The following is a 17,635-nucleotide window of genomic DNA, read 5'->3' as shown; positions in this document are numbered from 1 at the left end:
CCCCATCCGTCAGCGGACAGCGTCTATTTCCGCTGCTTCACGTGCTTCTCGATGAGGGCGTTCATCGTCGCTGCGCAGGCCCCTTCGCGGAGGAGGTAGGCCACGGGCTTGCCCGGTTCGAAGAGGTGGGCCGCGGGCGTCGCGGAGATGTCGCGGAGTCCGCGGTCCATGTCCACGGCACCGCGAACACGCTCACCGGCCGTGAAGCAACGTGCCGCCCGCGATCCCCAGCAGGAACGAGACGACGACGAGCAGCAGCACCCAACGTCCAGGCACGCCAGTGGCGCGCGGCGACTGCGGGCCCACGGTGGCGCGGGTAGGCGCGGACTCGTCGGGCACGAGGATGCGGACCTGGATGGCCGCGGTGCGCAGCACTTCATCCACGTCCGTGAGGAACTTCTCGTACTCCTCTGGAGCGAGCTCCAACGGACTGCCGTGCTGGAACTCGTAGCGCTTCGCCACCGCCTCGTGGTTGCGCAACGACGCCTGGCCCTTGGCCACGTCCACCCAGCCGGCGACGAGCGCGGGCGCCGTCCCCTTGCGGTCCACCAATGAGATGGCCTGACGGGCCTGCTTTCCGCCCGCCGTGCTGGGACCCTCGGGTTCGTCCACGCGCAGGATGCGATGCGGGCTGCGGCCGTAGATCTTGTGCTGGAGCTCCGCCTTGAGGCGCTCCGCGAGCAGCGCGGAGTGGGTGGCGAACATCGTGCGCAGCTCGGGGGTTCCCTCGGCATGGTTCGCGGCCTGCGCGGACGGCAGAGGCGCGAAGATCAGCGCCTCTGGCCGCGCGGCCTTCGCGGGAGCCCGGCCCTCGGCGCCGCGCGCATCCGCGCCACGGCGCTCGGAAGAACTCCCGTCCAGCTCCGCGCCACGGCCCGCGCGGATGATCTCCGGCAAATCGAACTCCTCCTCGCGTGCGCTTGCGCGCCCGGGGCGGGCGATCTCCGGAAGCCCCTGCCCCTCTTCCCGCGAAGGGCCACGCGCGGAGTCCGAGCCCCGAACGGCTCGACCGCCGCCCGAAGGGCCCTGCCCCTCCTCGCGCGCACCACCGCGAGCGGGCCGCACGATCTCCGGCAGGTCCAACCCCTCCTCGCGAGCATCGCCACGCGACGGACGCATGCCCTCCGCGGGGTCCTGCCGCTCCGCGCGCGCACCGCCCCGCGAGGGACGCACGATCTCCGGAAGGTCCTGCCCCTCCTCGCGCGCACCGCCCCGCGAGGGACGCACGATCTCCGGCAGCTCCTGCCCCTCCTCGCGCGCACCCCGCGAGGGACGCGCACCCGCCGGTGCGTCCGAGTCCTCCTCACGCGCACCACCGCGCCCTCCCCGCGCACGAGGCGGAGGTGGCGGTGGAGGCGAAAGGCCATCCACACGGGTCTCCAGGACAAGGTCGTCGTCGGGGACCGGAGGCGGCGACATCCGGTTCTCCACGCCCATGAGGTCGGCGGCGCGCAGGGCCGCGCCCGTGGTAGGCGCGACGCGGGTCTGGTTGCCCCACGACTTCCGGCCGGTGCCAGCAGGCGCGGGAACGGACGGGTCCCGTCGCGCGGGCGGCGCCTGGGTCCGCTCGGTGCGGACCTCTTCCGTCTCGTCATCGTCGAGCGGCGCGACACGGGTCTCGTCGATGCGATCCGGCTCGTCGTTCCTGCTGTGCCCCTTGGCCATGCACGACCTCTCGCGTCGGACCATAGCGCTTCGCTGGGCGCGCGGGGATGGGCCGCGACGAGGCTGCCCATCCCGGAGGAGGCGGTGCCCCTCAGTCCAGCGGCCAGTCCGGACACACCGTCTCGATGGCTCCCCCCAACCACGAGGCATAGGCCGCGTCGTCCGCGAGGGGGTACGGCTTCCCATAGGCCCTCTCGAAGTGCTCGGCCCAGTGCGGCTGGGAGCCATCCAGGTCCGTGAAGCCATATTCACGCGCCAGCGTCCACGACGCGAAGACGCGCCCCGCCCGCTGGTGTACGCGCGGATCCGCGGCGAGCGCCGCCACCGCGCGGCCCACGTACGACGGCGTCTCCGAGGCGATGAAGTCCGGCACCTGCTTCGCGGCGTCGCGCCAGTTCGCCTCCGTCACGCCGAACCCGTCCAACATCTCCTCCGAGCGCAGGAACCCCGGTGTCACCGCCAGCGCCGTGACGTTCGTGCGGCGCAGGTCCCTCGACATCGCGAAGGCCAACCGGATGACGGCCATCTTGGTCAGGTCGTACGCGACGCCGCCCCGGTACCCGAAGTGGTCCCCATCCGTCACCTCCACGATGAGGCCCCGGTCGCGCTCCAGCATCAACGGCACCGCGTGGCGGCTGGTGACGATATGCGTGACGATCGCGCGCTCGAACATGAGCCGCGCGTTCCGAGGCGACTGCTTCCAGAACGGAGCCCCCAGCTCGTGCAGCGACTCCCCGCCCCAGATGTCGTTGACGAGCACGTCCAGCTTCCCCGCCTCCGAGCGGATGCGCTGACAGAGCGCCTCCACCTCCGCCTCCACCAGGTGATCCACCCGCACCGCGATGCCCCGGCCGCCCAGCGCGGTGACCTGCTCCGCGGTCTCCTCGATCGTCTCCGGCCGGCCGACCCCGCTCGCGGGCTGGCCTCTCACGCTGCGCCCGGTGCAGTACACCGTGGCGCCCGCCGCCCCCAACATCGTCGCGATTCCCCGGCCCGCGCCCCGCGTCGCTCCCGCGACCAGGACCACCTGTCCCTCGAGTGGCTTCATGGCAGTGCTCCCCTTTCCAAGCACCCACTCTGCGCGCTCAATCCTGACAACCCCTGTCATGATTGCCGGCCCAGGCTGTTCCTCTCCCAGGTCACACCTGTCCATGGCCGGAGGGCCCATGCGCGCGGATCGCCTCGTCCATCTGTTGATGCGCCTTCAATCCCGGCCCCGCAGCACCGTGGGCGAGCTGGCGCGCGAGCTTCAGGTCTCCGGCCGCACCGTGCACCGCGACCTGGACGCGCTCTCCACCGCGGGCGTCCCCGTGTACGCCACGCGAGGCGCGGCCGGAGGCGTGGCGCTGATGGAGGGCTGGCGCACGCAGCTCACCGGCCTCACCCGCCCGGAGCTCCAGGCCCTGGCCACCGTGGGAGCCCCCGGAGCCTTGGAGGACCTGGGCCTGTCCACGCCGCTGCGCACCGGCCTGGTGAAGCTGGCGGCGGCGCTCCCCGCCCTCCAGCAACCCGCGCTGGAGCACGCGCGCCAGCGCCTCCACGTGGACGCCTCTGGCTGGTTCACGGGCCGCGAACCCCTGCCCCACCTGGGCAAGCTGCGCGACGCGGCCTGGCAGGACCGCCGCGTGTCGCTGAGCTACCGGGACTTCGACGGCGCGGGCTCCCGCCGGACGGTGGACCCCTATGGGCTCGTCATCAAGGCGGACCGCTGGTACCTGGTCGCGGGGACGGCCAAGGGCCCCCGCGTCTTCCGGGGCGCTCGCATCGGGAACGTGCGCCTCGTCGCCCAGGGCTTCACCCGCCCTCCGGGCTTCGACCTGCCCACGTTCTGGAAGGACTGGTGCGCGAGGTTCGCCGTCGAGCGGCCCCGCTACGACGTCACGCTCCGGTGCACGGAGGATGGGGCCGCGTCGCTGCGGAGGGTGCGTCCCCCGGCCGACGGCGAGCGCCTGACCCAGGCACCCGCGGCACGCGGTGGGACGCGGAAGGTGACGCTGGACTTCGAGCGGGAGTCCATCGCGGTCTCCCAGCTGTGCGAAGTCGGAGCCGGCGTGGAGGTGCTGGCCCCGGCGTCGTTGCGGCAACGGCTGGCCGCGCTGGCGGCCTCACTCCAGGCGCTCTACGGCGGGCCCGGCCAGGACGGGCCGGGCCGCCGTGCGCGCCAGACCCGCTAGAAGTGCAGCGGGTGGCCCAGCGTGGCCTCGGCGCCCTCGTGCATGATCTCGGAGAGCGTCGGGTGCGCGTGGATGGTGTGGGCCAGCTCCTCGGTGGTGATCTCCAGCTTCATCGCGACGCAGGCCTCGGCGAGCAGCTCCGTGGCGTGCGGCCCGATGATGTGGATGCCCAGCACCTCGTCGTACTTGCGGTCGGAGACGATCTTGATCATGCCGATCGACTCGTTGGAGATGGCCGACTTGGTCACGGCGCCGAAGGGGGCGATGCCCACCTTCACGTCGTAGCCGCGCTCCTTGGCCTTCTTCTCCGTGAGGCCCACGGACGCCACCTCGGGGTAGCAGTACGTGGCCGACGGGGTCAGGTCGTAGTTGATGGGCGCGGGGTTCTTCCCGGCGATGTGCTCCACCACCATCACGCACTCGGCGCTGGCCATGTGCGCCAGCATCGGCGTGGGGATGACGTCGCCAATCGCGTAGACGTTGGGCTCCGTGGTGCGGCAGAGCGTGTCGACCTTGATGAAGCCGCGGTCGGTCTGGATGCTCGTCTTGTTGAGGCCCACGTCCTCGGTGACGGGCGAGCGGCCCACCGCCGACAGGAGGATCTCCGCCTCCAGCGTCTTCGTCTCGCTGCCCACCGTCATGGTGACGCGCACGCCGTCCGCCGTGTGCTCCACCTTCTCCACCTTGGCGCCGGTGTGCACGTCGATGCCGCGGCGGCGGAAGATCTTGTCCAGCTCCTTGGAGACGTCCGCGTCCTCGATGGGGAGCAGCGCGGGCATGTACTCCACGATGGCCGTCTTGCTGCCCACGTGGTTGAACACGGAGGCGAACTCGCAGCCCACCGCGCCCGCGCCCAGGACGATGATGCTCTTGGGGATGCGGTCGATGGTCAGGATGGAGTCACTGTTCATCACCCGCTTGTGGTCCACCTGCACGTTCGGCAGGGACTTGGGCACGGAGCCCGTGGCGATGATGATGTTCTTCGTCTCCAGCGTCTGCTTGGAGCCGTCCTCCGCCGTCACCTCCACCTTGCCCTTGGCGGCGATCCGACCATGGCCCTTCACGACCGTGATCTTGTTCTTCTTCATCAGGAAGTCGATGCCGTTGGCACCCTTGGTGACGACCTTGTCCTTGTGCTTCTGGGCGTTGGCCCAGTTCACGGTGGGGTTCGCCACGTCGATGCCGAAGTCGGACGACTCCTTGATGTGGTGGAAGAGCGACGCCGTCCACAGGAGCGACTTGGTGGGGATGCATCCGCGGTGCAGACAGGTGCCACCCAGGCGCTTGTCCTTCTCGATGATGGCCGTCTTCAGCCCGAGTTGGGCCGCGCGGATGGCGCCCACATAGCCACCAGGACCCGAGCCGATGATCACCACGTCGAAAGTCTCAGCCACGCACGCCTCCGTCATTTTTGCGGATGGAACTCGCGGGCGCTGATAACCCCCGGTCCCGGTTGGAATCAAGGAGTTTGCTCGTGCGCCGCTTCCCGCTCCACACGCTTCTGTTGATGCTAGTAGCGCTGCTTGCGTTCGCGCGCCTCTATTACGTGACCCACCGCGACACGCCCGCTCCGGCCCCCGGGCAGGCGCCCACCGCGAAGCCCGTGAAGATCACCCCGCCCGACCTGGGCCCCGCCGCGTGCCGGGGCCTGGACGCCGTCCTCGCGGACCTCCTCCAGCCCGACGCGGGCACCTCCTGGGATGCCGGGACCGCCTGGAGCGATGCGCGCCGGCAGCTCGGCGACTGCCCCACCCCTCCCGCCGCCGCCTGCGCGAGGGGCCCCGCCCTGGCCTCCCGCGCGCCCCTCGTCGCCCGGGACGCCCTGCCCCGCGACCTGCTCGCCACGCTGTGCGAACGCTGCGCGCCCCAGGACAACCCGTGCGGTCTGGCCGTGACGCACGCGTTGCAGGAGGCCGCGAAGCGGGGGAATCCGGACCTCCAGGAGGCACACTGGAGCCTGGAGCATGCGGGTACGGCCCTGGGCGCGGCCTGCCATGAGCTCGCGCGCTCGGCCGTGGGACCCGCGGCCATGACGGGGACCGACGTGGAGGCGCAGGTCCTGGCGCTGGCGGAGGAGCTTTCGCCCACGTGCGCGAGGACGGGGCAGTTGCCCGCGCCGCTCCTGAACGCGGCGGCGGTGCAGCAGGGCGCGCGGGCGCCCCGGCTCGCCCAGCTCCACACCGGGGGCGCGGTGGAGGCCGCGCCCATCAAGCCGGATCAGCTGGAGGGCCCGGAGGGCACCCTCCGAGCGTTCGACCGGGACGAGCAGTCCGGGGTGAAGCTGTCGACCGCGCCGGGCGCGGAGGGGGCCCTGCGGCTGGGCTACACGCCAGCGCTGAAGTCCCTGGTGTCGTTCCGGGTGCGCGCCACGGGTCCGGGCTCGCTTCGCGCACGCATCCCCGCGCCCGACGGCGTGGGGCGGCAGGACAGCGGCGGCTTCTTCGTGGATCCCACCGTCTGCCGCTTCCACGGCACGGGCAGGTGGGAGACCTGCAAGCCCGCCGTTCCACTGCTCGACGTGGACGCAGTGAACGTCCATCCGGAGCGGCCGGGCGTGGAGCTGAAGGAGCTGGAGATCATCGGCGCCCGGTAGGACGGGCGCCATGACGCACGCGGCGCCGGAGGGACTCCGACGTCGCCCGCGTGCGTCTCAGGCGATCAGACCGCGATCGCGCGCCTGCTTGAAGATGGACGTCGCGTCCCGCTTCAGCGCCGTGGAGACGTCCTTGACGATGGCGTCCGCGGACTTGGCGACCGACAGGTAGTTGTCGAACGTGCGCGTGAGGATGAGCACGCCCGAGATGATGACGCGCTGGAGGTTGTGCTGCAGGTCCGTGCCCTCGTACACCAGCCAGGACTGCTCACAGTACCGTCGGCCCTCCGCCACCATCTGGTTCAGGTGCGCGCGCTCCGTCGCGTCCGGAACCTTCGCCTTCGGGCTGATGGACGCGATGTACAGCACGTTCGAGCCCAGCCGCTGCGTCGCCTCTTCCATCTGCGCCATGATGGCCGCGACGTCGTCCTTCGTCGGCGGGTTGTGCCACCGAGAGAACAGCACGCGGTCGATGAGTTCGGATTGGTACGTGGAAGTCACGAATCCTCCGGTGAAGCGAACGCTGAAGAAGACTGGGGGCGCCTCGTCTGGCGCGGCCCGCGCCGCACGGCGGATTCTGTACCAGGATCGCCGGAGCGGTTGAAGAGTAGCGGACACACCCCTGCACCTTTGGCGCGGCTGTGTGCCAGCCACGCTGTGAGGATGCAGTGATGTTGGACAAGTCCACCCGGGTCGCAACGGACACGTCGGGGAATCCCTGAGAGTCACTTTTGATTCAGGCGGGCGCGAGCGGCCAGCACGGCCTTCACATCCTCCAGGGTCAGGCCCAGGGGACGCACCGCGACGAGCACGTGGAAGAGCACGTCGGCGGCCTCCTCGGCGGCCCGGAGGGGGTCCGCGTCCGCGCAGGCGGTGACGAGCTCCGCGGCCTCCTCGCCCAGCTTCTTCAGGCGCAGGTTCCGGTCCGCCAGCAGGCGCCGGGTATAGCCAGGCTTCTCCCCTTCCGCCTGAGGGCCGGCGGCGCGCGAGGCCAGCGTCGCGTCCAGGTGCGCGAGCGCGTCCCAGCGGCCTTCACCGAAGCAGGTCTCCGCGCCGGTGTGGCACGCGGGGCCGGCCTTCCGCACGCGCGCGAGCACCGCGTCGCCGTCGCAGTCGGCGCGGAGCGAGATGACCTTCTGGGTGTTCCCGCTGGTGGCGCCCTTGTGCCACAGGCCGCGCGTTCGGGAGCGATAGTGCATCTCACCCGTGGCGAGCGTTCGCTCCAGCGCCTCGCGGTCCGCGTGCGCGACCATCAGGACGTCTCCGGAGCGCGCGTCCTGCGTCACCACGGTGACGAGGCCCTGGCCCTTGTCGAAGTTCAGCGCGGACAGGTCCAGCGTCATGGCCGGACTCCCGCGCCCAGCACCTCGCGCACGCGCGCCGCCAGCGCCGCGTTGGTGGCGATGCCGTCTCCGCCGAACGCCGTGCGCGCCCCCTTCCAGTCGGTGAAGACGCCGCCCGCCTCCTCGATGATGGGCTGCAGCGCCGCCGCGTCCCACGGCGACAGGCCCTCGTCCACCATGACCTCCGCGCGGCCGGTGGCGACCAGGAGGTAGCCGTAACAGTCCCCCCACGTGCGGGAGAGGGAGGCTTGACGGGACAGCTCGCGCCACGCGGCGCCCTTCGCGGGGTTCTGGAGGAAGCGCTCGTCGGTGACGAGCACCACGGCTTGGGACAGCGAGTCCTGCGCCGACACGCGCGTGGCGGAGCCGTTCCAGAAGCAGCCCAGGCCTGGAGAGGCGACGAGCAGTTCGTTCACCGCGGGGAAGTACGCGGCGCCCGCGAGGATGCGCTCGCCCTCGGCCACCGCGATGAGCGTGCCCCACAGCGGCACGCCCCGGATGAACGTCTTCGTGCCGTCGATGGGATCCAGGATCCACCGGCGCCTCGCGCCCGGCCGAGACTCGCCGAACTCCTCGCCCAGGATGCCGTCTTCCGGGAAGCGCTCCTCCAACCACTGGCGCGCGGTCCACTCGGCGGTGCGGTCCGCCACCGTCACGGGGGTTCCATCGCTCTTGGTGTCCACGGCGATGCCGCTGCGGAAGAACTCGCGCGCGACGTCACCGGCCTTGCGCGCCACGTCGGCGGCGGCCTGCATCAGATCTCTGGGGTCCACGGTCATGTCGTGCTCCGGATGGGAAGGCCGGTGTCGCGCAGCAGCGATTTCAGGGCACCCACCGTGGTGAGGCCGTCATGGAGGATGCCCGCCACCAGGGCGGCGTCCGCCGAGCCGAGGGTCAGGGCATCACGCACGTGCTCCGCGTGGCCCGCGCCTCCGGAGGCGATGACGGGGACCTCCACGGCCTCCGCCACCGCGCGGGTGAGGTCCAGATCGTACCCGGAACGCGCGCCGTCCCGGTCGATGCTGGTGAGCAACACTTCCCCCGCCCCGCGCCGGACGCACTCCTTCGCCCAGTCCACCGCGTCCAGGTTTGTGGGACGCCGGCCACCGTGCGTGTACACACGGTAGCGCTCACCCTCCCGCTTCACGTCGATGCTGGCCACCACGCACTGGGCGCCGAAGCGCTGCGCGCAGCCGGTCAGCAGCTCCGGCGTGGCCACCGCCGCGGAGTTGATGCTCACCTTGTCCGCGCCTGCCCGCAGCGCCCGCCCCACGTCCTCCACCGTGCGCACGCCTCCGCCCACGGTGAGCGGGATGAACAGGCGCTCCGCCGTGCGCCGCACCAGGTCCCACAAGGTCTCACGCTCCTCGGCGCTCGCGGAGATGTCCAGGAAGGTCATCTCGTCCGCGCCGGCGTCTTCGTAGCGCCGCGCCAGCTCCACCGGATCGCCCACATCCCTCAGGCCCTCGAACCGCACGCCCTTCACCACGCGGCCGCCCTTCACATCCAGGCAGACGATGAGTCGGCGGCGGAGCATCACGTCACCTCCAGGGAGACGCTGCCCTTCATGCTGAAGACGACACCTGAGTCCACCATCGCGTCGCGCAGCGCGAGCCCCAGCGCCTTGAAGGCCGCCTCGGTGAGGTGGTGGCTGTCCCTGCCGCGAAGCACGCGCAGGTGAAGCGTGATGCGCGAGTGCTCGCAGAAGGAGCGCATCCAGTGCTCATACAGCCGGCTCTTCAGCGGTCCTCGGTAGTAGAAGCGTCCGCCGGCATCCAGGCAGGCCTGCACCAGCGCGTCGTCCATGGGCAGGGTGCGCTCGCCATAGCGCGCCGCGGTGGCGGGGATGATGCGCTGGACAGCGGTGCCCAGGGTGATGGCCACGTCCTCCATCAGGTGGTGCCGCAGGTCACCCCGCGCGTGCAGCGTCAGGTCCAGGCCCGCGTAGCGCGCGAAGGTGGCGAGCATGTGATCAAGGAACTTGAGCCCCGTGTCCACGCGGGCCACGCCCGAGCCGCGCGCCAGTTCGACCTTGACCTGTGTCTCCTTCGTTTCCCGGACGACCGTGGTGCTCGTACTCATTCCGTGAACTCCCGCGCGACCGCGCCCGCATCCAGCCGTCCTGTGTAAAGCGCCATGCCCACCACGGCCCCGTGCGCCCCCGCCCTCGCCAGCGCGCGCAGATCCTCCAGCGTCGTCACGCCGCCGGACGCGTACAGCCGGTGCCGGCTCGTGCGGACCACCTCCGCCATCAGCGGCAGGTCCACGCCCCCCAGCTGTCCCTCCTTGTGCACCGCCGTGACGAGCAGTCCCCCCAACGGCAACGGCTCCAGCGCGGCCAGCACGTCGTGGATGTCGCGCGCGCTGCCCGACGTCCACCCCCTCGTCACGACCTCGCGCTCCTTCACGTCCGCCGCGACCACCACCCGGCCCGGGAAGCGCTCCGCGACGCCGGTGAGCCACGCGAGGTCCTCGATGGCGCGAGTGCCGACGACGACCGAGGACGCGCCGCCCGCGAGCACCGCCTCCACGCGCGCGTCATCGCGCACCCCTCCGCCGACCGTGAAGGTGAGGCCCGGGGCATGGGACATGAGCCTCGCCAGCACGTCCGCGTTGGAGCCCTTGCCGAGCGCCGCGTCCAGGTCCACGACATGGAACGTGCGGAAGCCGAGCGCGAGCCATTGCTTCAAGGCGTCCAACGGGTCGTTCACGCGGACGCGCTCCGCGTCGTAGGAGCCTCCCACGAGCTGGACGCATGCTCCCTCCCGCAGGTCGATGGCCGGGATGGCGATCATGGTGCCACCTCTTGGAGGAAGGCCTGCACGAAGCGCACGCCCGCGCTTGAGGACTTCTCCGGGTGGAATTGCACGCCCAGCACGTTTCCCCGCCGCACGGAGGCAGGGAACCGGTCGCCTTCGTGGGTCGTCCACCCCACCACCTCGCGTGGCTCCACGGCGCGGCACGCATAGCTGTGCGCGAAGTACACGGTGGGCAGCCGCGTGGCCCCCAGCGCGCGGTCCTCCTCCACGTCGTTCCATCCCATCTGCGGCACGTGTCGAGCCGACAGCCGCGTCACGCGGCCCTGGAAGTAGCCCAGCCCCTGGCCCTCCCCCTCATCGCTCTCCTCGAAGAGCAGCTGCATTCCCAGGCAGATGCCCAGGCAAGGCAGTCCCGCGTCCAACGCCTGACGCATCGCCTCGCGGCCCGGGGCGAGCCGCGCCGCCGCCGCGCCGAACGCGCCCACGCCGGGCAGCACCAGGACGTCGGTGTCCAGCGCGCGCAGCGGATCCTCCCGCACCCGCACCTCCACGCCCGACCCGGTGGCCAGCGCCTTGGAGAGGGAGTGCAGATTGCCCGCGCCATAGTCGAACAGCGTCACGCGCATCACAGCACCTCCCGGAGTGCCTTCAGCGCCGATGCCATCAGGGGCCAGGGACCACAGCCGATGCGCAGCGCATCCCCCACGCCGGTCAGTCCCTCGAAGACCCGCACGTTCACGTGGCGCTCCCGCATCGCCTCCCCCACCCACGGGGCGCCCGGCAAGGGAACGAGGAGGAAGTTCCCTTCCGACGGCAATGGCTCCAGGCCCAGGGCCCGCAGGCCTCCACGCAGACGCTCGCGGTTCTCCACCGCCTCCGCCGCGCAGGCCTCCATCCACGGGACATCGTCCATCAGCGCGGACACCGCCACGGCCTCGCCCAGCGCCGTGTGCTTGTAGGGGCCCCGGGCCTTCTCCACCTCCGCCACCAGCGCGGGGGCACCGACGGCCCAGCCCACTCGCAGGCCGGCGAGCCCGAACGCCTTGGACATGGTGCGCGTCACCAGGACGTTGGGGCGCGTCCGCGCCAGGTCCATGAAGTCCCCTCCCCGCGTGAACTCCACATAGGCCTGATCGATGAGCACCACGCCCGGGGCCTGATCCACCAGCCGCTCCACCGCCGCGCGCGAGGCCACCGTCCCGGTGGGGTTGTTCGGCGTGCAGACGTAGAAGAGCTTCGCCCTCGTGGCGAGCAGCGCGTCCACGTCCAGATCATGATCCGGCCGCAGGGGAACGGGCACCGGGTTGAGTGCGCTCAAGCGGGCGAGCAGCGGCACCATCACGAACGTCGGATCCGGATAGGCCACCACGTCCCCCGGCTCCAGGAAGGCACGCAGCGCGCAATCGATGACGTCATCCGAGCCACAGCCCGTCGTCACGCACTCGGCCCCGACGCCCGCGTACCCGGCCACGGCGCGCTTCAGGTCCGGGGCATAGCCCGCGGGGTACCTCGCGAGACGATGGAGGCCTTCCTCGCGCAACACGCGCTCCGCGGACGGCGGCGCGCCGAAGAGGTTGGTGTTGTCACTGAGGTCCACCCGGCAAGGCTTCTTCGCCGGCGAGTACAGCGGGATGTCCCGATACGTTTCGCGGAAGGGAATCACGACAGCCTCCAGGCCCGCGCCGCGGCCGCGTGGGCGAACAGGCCCTCGCTGTCCGCCAGCGTTCCTACGTCCTCCGCCATCGCCGCGGCGGCCTCGGGAGTCACCCGTTGCCAGGTGGTCCACCGATAGAAGTCCAGCACGCTCAATCCTGAGTACGCCCGGGCCAGCCCGGACGTGGGCAGCACGTGGTTCGCGCCCGTGAGGTAGTCCCCGAAGGCCACCGACGCGCGCTGCCCCACGAACACGGTGCCCGCGTTGCGCACCCGTGCCAGGTCCGCCGACGGCGTGGACGTCGCGAGCAGCAGGTGCTCCGGTGCGAAGTCCGCGACGAAGGGCCACGCCTCCTCCAGGGAGTCGATGCGCAGCACCGCCCCCCGGCTGCCCAGCGCCGAACGAATGATGTCGCCCCGCCGCGCGGTTCGGGCCTGCTGCTCCACCGCGTCCCTCACGGCCTGCGCGAGCGACGCGCCCAGGACCAACGCCACGCAGCAGGCCTCCGGGTCGTGCTCGGCCTGGGCCAGCAGCTCGCGCGCCACCGCGGCGGGACGGGCGCTCGCATCCGCCACCACGAGGATTTCACTGGGGCCCGCGGGCGCGTCGATGGCGACCGCGTCCACCACCTGGAGCTTCGCGGCGGCGACGTACGCATTGCCCGGACCGACGATGCGATCCACTCGGGGGACACGCTGCGTGCCGTAGGCCAGCGCGGCCACCGCGCCCGCTCCGCCCAGCGCGAAGACCCGGTCCGCCCCCGCCAGCGCCGCGGCCGCGAGCACGCCCGCGCTCGGCTGACCGTCCGGCCCGGGCGGAGAGCAGACGATGACTTCGCCCACGCCCGCGACCCTGGCGGGGACCACGCCCATGAGCACGCTGCTCGGGTAGGTCGCGCGGCCACCGGGTGCGTAGACGCCGACCCTGCCCAGCGGATCCGGCCGTCGGCCCACGACCACGCCTGGCTCTATCTCCACTTCCGTCGCCTGGGGCCGCTGCGCCGCATGAGCCCGAGCGATGTTGCGCGCCGCGCGAGTCAGGGCTCCGCGCACAGCCGGAGGAAGGGCCTCCAGCGCCGCGTCCCATCGCGAGCGCGGCACCTCCAGCGCGGTGAGTTCCACGCGGTCGAACTCCCGAGCGAAGTCGAAGAGGGCACGGTCGCCCTCCACTCGAACCCGAGCGATGAGTGCCTGGACGCGGGTGGCGACTTGAGAGTCCGCGTCCCCCGTGCGTGCCATCAGCTGGCGTCGCGCATCGGGAGCAAGGTCGGACAACGCGCCCTGGAACTTGAGGACCGGGGCGCTCATGCCAGCTCCCTCTCGGACCGCGTGGCACGGGGCTTCCCGCGGTCCCGTGCGCGGAGCCCTCCGGGCTCGTGAACGCGGGCTGTCATGCCCTGTTCCTTTTCGATGCACGTGATGAGGAAGCTCCGGCCGCCCCTCGACTGAAACACACAGGATTCGGGAACGCAGGCGGTCATGCCTCACCTCTCGCGGTGCACGTGACGAGGAAGCTCCGGCCCGTCTCGGACTGAAGCACACAAGACTCGTGAACACAGGCCGTCATGGCTCGCCTCGCTTGATACATGTGACAAGGAAGCTCCGACCGCCGCTTGGCTGAAACAGACAGGACTCGTGATCGCACGGGGTCATGCCGCGCTCCTCTCGGTGAACGTGGCGAGGAAGCTCCGGACGGTCTTCGGTGGGGGCACCCTGGACTCGAGGACGGGGGCGCTCATGCCATCAGCCTCTCGATGCGCGTGACGAGGATGCCCTGGCCGCCCAGGGCCTTCAGGGCATTGACCGTGCGGTAGATGGTCCGGGACGAGACCACGGCGTGCACCGCGACGAAGTTGCCTCCATCCATCACATCCACCACCGTCGGTCCGTTGAGGCCCGGCAGCACCTCGCGCACCTGCTCCAGCGAGGTCTTCGGAACGTTGGCCATGAGGTAGCGCCGCCCCCGCGCCGCGAGCACCGACCCCAGCGCCTGCGTCAGCTCCTCCAGCGCGCGCCGCGCCACCTCGCCATTGCGCGGGCACGCCACCAGCCGGGCGCTGGACTCCAGGACGGTGGCCACCTCGCGCAGGCCGTTCATCTTCAACGTCGACCCCGTGGAGGTGAGGTCCACCACGATGTCCGCGATGCCCAGGTGCGGGGCGATCTCCGCCGCGCCGCTCACCGGCACCACCGTCACCCGCTGCCCGCGCTGCTGGAAGTAGGCCTGCGTCAGCCGCGGGAAGCAGGAGGCCACCCGCACCCCGTCCTTCACGTCCTCCGCGCGGACGATGCGGCTGTCGTCGCGCGCCGCCACCACCAACCGGCAGCGGCCGAACTCCAGGTCCATCAACGACTCCAGCTCGCGCCCCGCCTCGCTCACCAGGTCCCACCCGGTGACGCCGGCCTGCGCCGCGCCATCCGCGACGAACTCCGGGATGTCCTGGGCGCGGACGAAGATGGCCTCGAACTCGCCGCCCAGCGACGCGGTCAGTGCCCGCTCGCCGCGCGCGCGCACCTCCAGGCCCGCGTCGTTGAACAGTTCGCGCACTTCCTCGGACAGACGTCCTTTGTTCGGCAGGGCAATCTTCAACATGGGGGGGCTCGAGGGACTGCGGTGGCGGAAACGAAAAAAGGCCCGTCCTGGGGGGACGGGCCTTCGGTCACTGCGGGCATCTGCCGGAAGTGGGTGCGTTCTAGTGCGTCACCCAGGCATGCGCGCGGCGATCGGTCCCGTCATGGGCCGGCCGATGATGCGCATGGTGGTGATGCAGACAGGAGGAACGCACGACCCTAGGGTTAACGACAGGCCCCCCCGGCGTCAAGTCACCCCCAGTCGCACCCTGTCTTGAGGCTTGCAAACCCGCGCATGCTTGAGCACAAGCGGCGCATGGCGACCTCCGACGTTCTCGTGGTGGGCGGTGGCGTGATGGGCTGCGGCATCGCGCTGCGGTTGCGGCAGGCCGGTGCGCGCGTGACCGTGCTGGAGCGCTCCATCCCCGGCGCCGAAGCCTCCAGCGCCGCGGGCGGAATCCTCGCCCCGCAGTGGGAGTCCGACGGCCCCGGCCCCTTCTTCGAGCTGTGCCTGCGAAGCCGCGCCCTCTATGGCGCCTTCGCCTCCGAGCTGCGTGAGCTGTCCGGCGTGGACATCGCCTACCGGCCCTGCGGCCTCCTGCGCGTCGCATTCGACGAAGCGGATCTCCACCACGTGGAGTCCACCGTGGCCTGGCAGCACGCCTTGGGGCTGCGCGCGGAGCTGCTGGACGGCAAGGCCGCGCGCGAGTTGGAGCCCCACCTGACACCGCGGGCCCAGGGCGCCGCGCACTTCCCGGATGATCATCAGGTCGACAACCGGCTGCTCGTGCGCGCGCTCACCATGGCCGCCGCGCGCGTGGGCGCGGTGTTCAAGAGTGGATACGTGCGCGGCGTGGTGCACGAGCAAGGCCGCGCCGTGGGCGTGGACCTGGACGGAGAGGTGCTGCGCGCCGACGCGGTGGTCCTGGCGGCGGGCTCGTGGTCGTCCCTGGTCCAGGGCGCGGGCGTGTCGGCGCAGGCGGTGCGCCCGGCGCGCGGACAGATGGTGCAGTTGCAGACGCGCCTGCCCCTGCTGGAGCGTGTCGTCACCTCCGCCAAGGGTTACCTGGTGCCGCGCGCGGACGGGCGGATCATCGCGGGCAGCACCATGGAGCACGTGGGCTTCGACAAGCAGGTCACGGCGGCGGGGCTCGCGCGGATCCTCGACATGGCGCTGGAGCTGTGCCCCGACCTGGGGAGCGCACCGGTGACGGAGACGTGGGCCGGCTTCCGGCCGTGGACCCAGGACGCGCTGCCGTACATCGGCGAGGGCCCCATGCCCGGCCTCTTCCTGGCCACGGGCCACTTCCGCAATGGCATCCTCCTCGCCCCCATCACCGCGAAGCTGCTCGCACAGGCCGTGTTGGGAGAGAAGCCCTCCGTGGACCTCGCCCCGTTCCGCTACGACCGCGGGACAATTGCGCACGGCTGAAGCGCCGCCCACCCGCCCTACCTCCGACGGTGGGGAATGCGGACAGAACGGGAGAAGTTTTCCTGGAAGCCAGGGCTCGCACCCCACCCTGGATGGCAGGGAGGCGAGGGGGTGATGATTTCTCGCACTCGTTCGCCTTTAATCCCTGGAAACCTCTAGAATCTTCCGCCGTGGAAGCCATCCCCCCCGCCCCGCCCAGAATCCTGATCGTCGACGACGACGATTCCGTTCGCGACGTCATCTCCGTGCTCCTCCGCGAGGAGGGCTACAACTGCGTCGCCGCCAATGGCGCCGAGATGGCGCTCGACATCGCGGGTGAAGAAGAGACGCCGCTCGTCATCAGCGACATGAAGATGCCGGGCCGCGACGGGTTGTGGCTCCTGGAGAACCTGCGGGAGCGGCTGCCGGACACGTCGGTCATCATGCTCACCGGCTACGGCGACACCGAGTCCGCCGTGGACTGTCTGCGCCGGGGCGCGGTGGACTATCTGCTCAAGCCACCCAAGCTCACCGACCTGATCCGCGCCATCGAGCGCGCGCTCGCCAAGCGGCGCATCGAGATGGCGCGCAAGCGCTACCAGAAGAAGCTCGAGGGCAAGGTGCGCGACCGCACCGCCGAGCTGCGCAGCGCGCTGCACAACATCGCCAACACGTACCAGAACACGCTGCTGGCGCTGGTGGCGGCCCTGGACGCGCGCGAGCACGAGACGAGCGACCACTCGCAGCGCGTGGTCAGCTACACGAGCGCCATCGCCAGCCGGATGGGCATCCGCGGCAAGGAGATGGAGGAGATTGGCCGCGGGGCGCTCCTGCACGACATCGGGAAGATTGGCGTGCCGGACGCGGTGCTGCTCAAGCCCGGCAAGCTCACCCCCGACGAGTGGCTGGAGATGCGGCGTCATCCGGAGATCGGCTTCCAGATGATCCAGAACATCCCCTTCCTCTCCACGCCGGCGGACATCGTCCTGTCGCACCAGGAGCGGTTCGACGGCGCGGGCTACCCCCGCAACCTCCAGCGCAATGAGATCCACATCGGCGCGCGCATCTTCGCGGTGGCGGACACGCTGGACGCGATGACGAGCGACCGGCCGTACCGCAAGGGCACGACGTTCGCGAACGCCATCCAGGAGATCAAACGCTGCGCCAACACCCAGTTCGATCCGGACGTGGTGAAGGCGTTCCTGGACATCGGCGAGGAGGGCCTGATCCGCATCAAGAAGGAGATGGCCGAGAAGAAGCTCAACCCCATGCAGGCCGCCGCCGACGCCGCCGAGGCCGAATCCGAGCTGGCCCGGCTGACCGAATTGGACGACGAGACGGACTCGCCGCCCGTGGGCACGACCGCCAGCGCATCCGCGCCCCACGGCGCGCCGCCGGTCGCCATCCGTTCAGCGTCGGGCACCGAGGGCTGAGCCCCGGCCGGGGAGCGATGTGCGCTCCCACGC

Annotated in this window: 18 protein-coding genes; 4 read left to right on the top strand and 14 right to left on the bottom strand. The window is 71.1% G+C overall.

Annotated elements, in window-relative coordinates; all coding sequences use genetic code 11:
• Positions 1-23: 23 nt before the first annotated feature.
• The 3 genes from GTY96_RS23860 to GTY96_RS23850 all read right to left on the bottom strand — a co-directional run bounded on the left by GTY96_RS23860 (position 24) and on the right by GTY96_RS23850 (position 2,713).
• Positions 24-170, bottom strand: coding sequence for a hypothetical protein (locus tag GTY96_RS23860; RefSeq protein ID WP_161665916.1), 147 nt, complete (start codon positions 168-170; stop codon positions 24-26).
• 22 nt (positions 171-192) lie between these two features.
• Positions 193-1,665: a hypothetical protein gene (locus GTY96_RS23855; RefSeq protein WP_161665915.1), complete on the bottom strand. Its 1,473-nt coding sequence runs from the start codon at positions 1,663-1,665 to the stop codon at positions 193-195.
• 91 nt (positions 1,666-1,756) lie between these two features.
• Positions 1,757-2,713, bottom strand: coding sequence for an SDR family oxidoreductase (locus GTY96_RS23850; protein ID WP_143905043.1), 957 nt, complete (start codon positions 2,711-2,713; stop codon positions 1,757-1,759).
• Positions 2,714-2,831: 118 nt separating this feature from the next.
• Between GTY96_RS23850 and GTY96_RS23845 the strand changes: the two genes are divergently transcribed.
• A complete protein-coding gene (locus GTY96_RS23845) occupies positions 2,832-3,839 on the top strand; it encodes a helix-turn-helix transcriptional regulator (RefSeq protein WP_161665914.1) in 1,008 nt (335 codons plus the stop codon).
• Here the strand turns inward: GTY96_RS23845 and lpdA are convergent.
• Positions 3,836-5,233: a dihydrolipoyl dehydrogenase gene (gene lpdA, locus GTY96_RS23840; protein ID WP_143905041.1), complete on the bottom strand. Its 1,398-nt coding sequence runs from the start codon at positions 5,231-5,233 to the stop codon at positions 3,836-3,838. The two genes, GTY96_RS23845 and lpdA, sit on opposite strands and share 4 nt — an antisense overlap.
• 80 nt (positions 5,234-5,313) lie before the next feature.
• Between lpdA and GTY96_RS23835 the strand changes: the two genes are divergently transcribed.
• Positions 5,314-6,432: a hypothetical protein gene (locus GTY96_RS23835; protein ID WP_328700983.1), complete on the top strand. Its 1,119-nt coding sequence runs from the start codon at positions 5,314-5,316 to the stop codon at positions 6,430-6,432.
• Between the two features lie 57 nt (positions 6,433-6,489).
• Here the strand turns inward: GTY96_RS23835 and GTY96_RS23830 are convergent, their stop codons facing one another.
• The 10 genes from GTY96_RS23830 to hisG form a co-directional block, all read right to left on the bottom strand.
• Positions 6,490-6,933 (bottom strand): DofB protein, encoded by a 444-nt coding sequence (locus GTY96_RS23830; protein WP_143905039.1) that lies wholly within the window; start codon positions 6,931-6,933, stop codon positions 6,490-6,492.
• Positions 6,934-7,157: 224 nt separating this feature from the next.
• Positions 7,158-7,775, bottom strand: a complete 618-nt coding sequence (gene hisIE / locus GTY96_RS23825; protein ID WP_143905038.1) for a bifunctional phosphoribosyl-AMP cyclohydrolase/phosphoribosyl-ATP diphosphatase HisIE — start codon at positions 7,773-7,775, stop codon at positions 7,158-7,160.
• Positions 7,772-8,554 carry a histidinol-phosphatase gene (gene hisN / locus GTY96_RS23820; protein WP_143905037.1) on the bottom strand — a complete coding sequence of 261 codons (783 nt, stop codon included), beginning with the start codon at positions 8,552-8,554 and terminating at the stop codon, positions 7,772-7,774. Before hisN ends, hisIE begins: the two co-directional genes overlap by 4 nt.
• Positions 8,551-9,312, bottom strand: coding sequence for an imidazole glycerol phosphate synthase subunit HisF (hisF, locus tag GTY96_RS23815; protein WP_161665912.1), 762 nt, complete (start codon positions 9,310-9,312; stop codon positions 8,551-8,553). The genes hisN and hisF overlap by 4 nt, the downstream gene beginning before the upstream one ends.
• Positions 9,312-9,857 (bottom strand): imidazoleglycerol-phosphate dehydratase, encoded by a 546-nt coding sequence (locus GTY96_RS23810; RefSeq protein WP_161665911.1) that lies wholly within the window; start codon positions 9,855-9,857, stop codon positions 9,312-9,314. Before GTY96_RS23810 ends, hisF begins: the two co-directional genes overlap by 1 nt.
• Positions 9,854-10,570, bottom strand: a complete 717-nt coding sequence (locus GTY96_RS23805) for a 1-(5-phosphoribosyl)-5-[(5-phosphoribosylamino)methylideneamino]imidazole-4-carboxamide isomerase (protein WP_161665910.1) — start codon at positions 10,568-10,570, stop codon at positions 9,854-9,856. The genes GTY96_RS23810 and GTY96_RS23805 overlap by 4 nt, the downstream gene beginning before the upstream one ends.
• On the bottom strand, positions 10,567-11,160 hold the full coding sequence (hisH, locus tag GTY96_RS23800; protein ID WP_143905033.1) for an imidazole glycerol phosphate synthase subunit HisH: 594 nt from the start codon (positions 11,158-11,160) through the stop codon (positions 10,567-10,569). Before hisH ends, GTY96_RS23805 begins: the two co-directional genes overlap by 4 nt.
• Entirely contained in the window at positions 11,160-12,197 is a 1,038-nt protein-coding gene (locus tag GTY96_RS23795; protein WP_143905032.1) for a pyridoxal phosphate-dependent aminotransferase, read from the bottom strand. Before GTY96_RS23795 ends, hisH begins: the two co-directional genes overlap by 1 nt.
• Positions 12,194-13,495, bottom strand: coding sequence for a histidinol dehydrogenase (gene hisD, locus GTY96_RS23790; RefSeq protein ID WP_161665909.1), 1,302 nt, complete (start codon positions 13,493-13,495; stop codon positions 12,194-12,196). The genes GTY96_RS23795 and hisD overlap by 4 nt, the downstream gene beginning before the upstream one ends.
• Before the next feature lie 427 nt (positions 13,496-13,922).
• Positions 13,923-14,780 carry an ATP phosphoribosyltransferase gene (hisG, locus tag GTY96_RS23785; RefSeq protein WP_161665908.1) on the bottom strand — a complete coding sequence of 286 codons (858 nt, stop codon included), beginning with the start codon at positions 14,778-14,780 and terminating at the stop codon, positions 13,923-13,925.
• 294 nt (positions 14,781-15,074) lie between these two features.
• Between hisG and thiO the strand changes: the two genes are divergently transcribed.
• Positions 15,075-16,190, top strand: coding sequence for a glycine oxidase ThiO (gene thiO / locus GTY96_RS23780; RefSeq protein ID WP_143905029.1), 1,116 nt, complete (start codon positions 15,075-15,077; stop codon positions 16,188-16,190).
• Between the two features lie 170 nt (positions 16,191-16,360).
• On the top strand, positions 16,361-17,602 hold the full coding sequence (locus tag GTY96_RS23775; RefSeq protein WP_161665907.1) for an HD-GYP domain-containing protein: 1,242 nt from the start codon (positions 16,361-16,363) through the stop codon (positions 17,600-17,602).
• Positions 17,603-17,635 lie beyond the last annotated feature (33 nt).

The organism is Corallococcus silvisoli (assembly GCF_009909145.1).
Lineage (GTDB): Bacteria > Myxococcota > Myxococcia > Myxococcales > Myxococcaceae > Corallococcus > Corallococcus silvisoli.
The sequence above is the reverse complement of the archived record's forward strand: the minus strand, read 5'-3'. Positions and strand labels throughout refer to the sequence as shown.

Coding starts and splice junctions, on each gene's coding strand:
- GTY96_RS23860 (WP_161665916.1), bottom strand. CDS start 170: ATGGACCGCGGACTCCGCGACATCTCCGCGACGCCCGCGGCCCACCTC.
- GTY96_RS23855 (WP_161665915.1), bottom strand. CDS start 1,665: ATGGCCAAGGGGCACAGCAGGAACGACGAGCCGGATCGCATCGACGAG.
- GTY96_RS23850 (WP_143905043.1), bottom strand. CDS start 2,713: ATGAAGCCACTCGAGGGACAGGTGGTCCTGGTCGCGGGAGCGACGCGG.
- GTY96_RS23845 (WP_161665914.1), top strand. CDS start 2,832: ATGCGCGCGGATCGCCTCGTCCATCTGTTGATGCGCCTTCAATCCCGG.
- hisIE (WP_143905038.1), bottom strand. CDS start 7,775: ATGACGCTGGACCTGTCCGCGCTGAACTTCGACAAGGGCCAGGGCCTC.
- hisN (WP_143905037.1), bottom strand. CDS start 8,554: ATGACCGTGGACCCCAGAGATCTGATGCAGGCCGCCGCCGACGTGGCG.
- hisF (WP_161665912.1), bottom strand. CDS start 9,312: ATGCTCCGCCGCCGACTCATCGTCTGCCTGGATGTGAAGGGCGGCCGC.
- GTY96_RS23810 (WP_161665911.1), bottom strand. CDS start 9,857: ATGAGTACGAGCACCACGGTCGTCCGGGAAACGAAGGAGACACAGGTC.
- GTY96_RS23805 (WP_161665910.1), bottom strand. CDS start 10,570: ATGATCGCCATCCCGGCCATCGACCTGCGGGAGGGAGCATGCGTCCAG.
- hisH (WP_143905033.1), bottom strand. CDS start 11,160: ATGCGCGTGACGCTGTTCGACTATGGCGCGGGCAATCTGCACTCCCTC.
- hisD (WP_161665909.1), bottom strand. CDS start 13,495: ATGAGCGCCCCGGTCCTCAAGTTCCAGGGCGCGTTGTCCGACCTTGCT.
- hisG (WP_161665908.1), bottom strand. CDS start 14,780: ATGTTGAAGATTGCCCTGCCGAACAAAGGACGTCTGTCCGAGGAAGTG.
- thiO (WP_143905029.1), top strand. CDS start 15,075: ATGGCGACCTCCGACGTTCTCGTGGTGGGCGGTGGCGTGATGGGCTGC.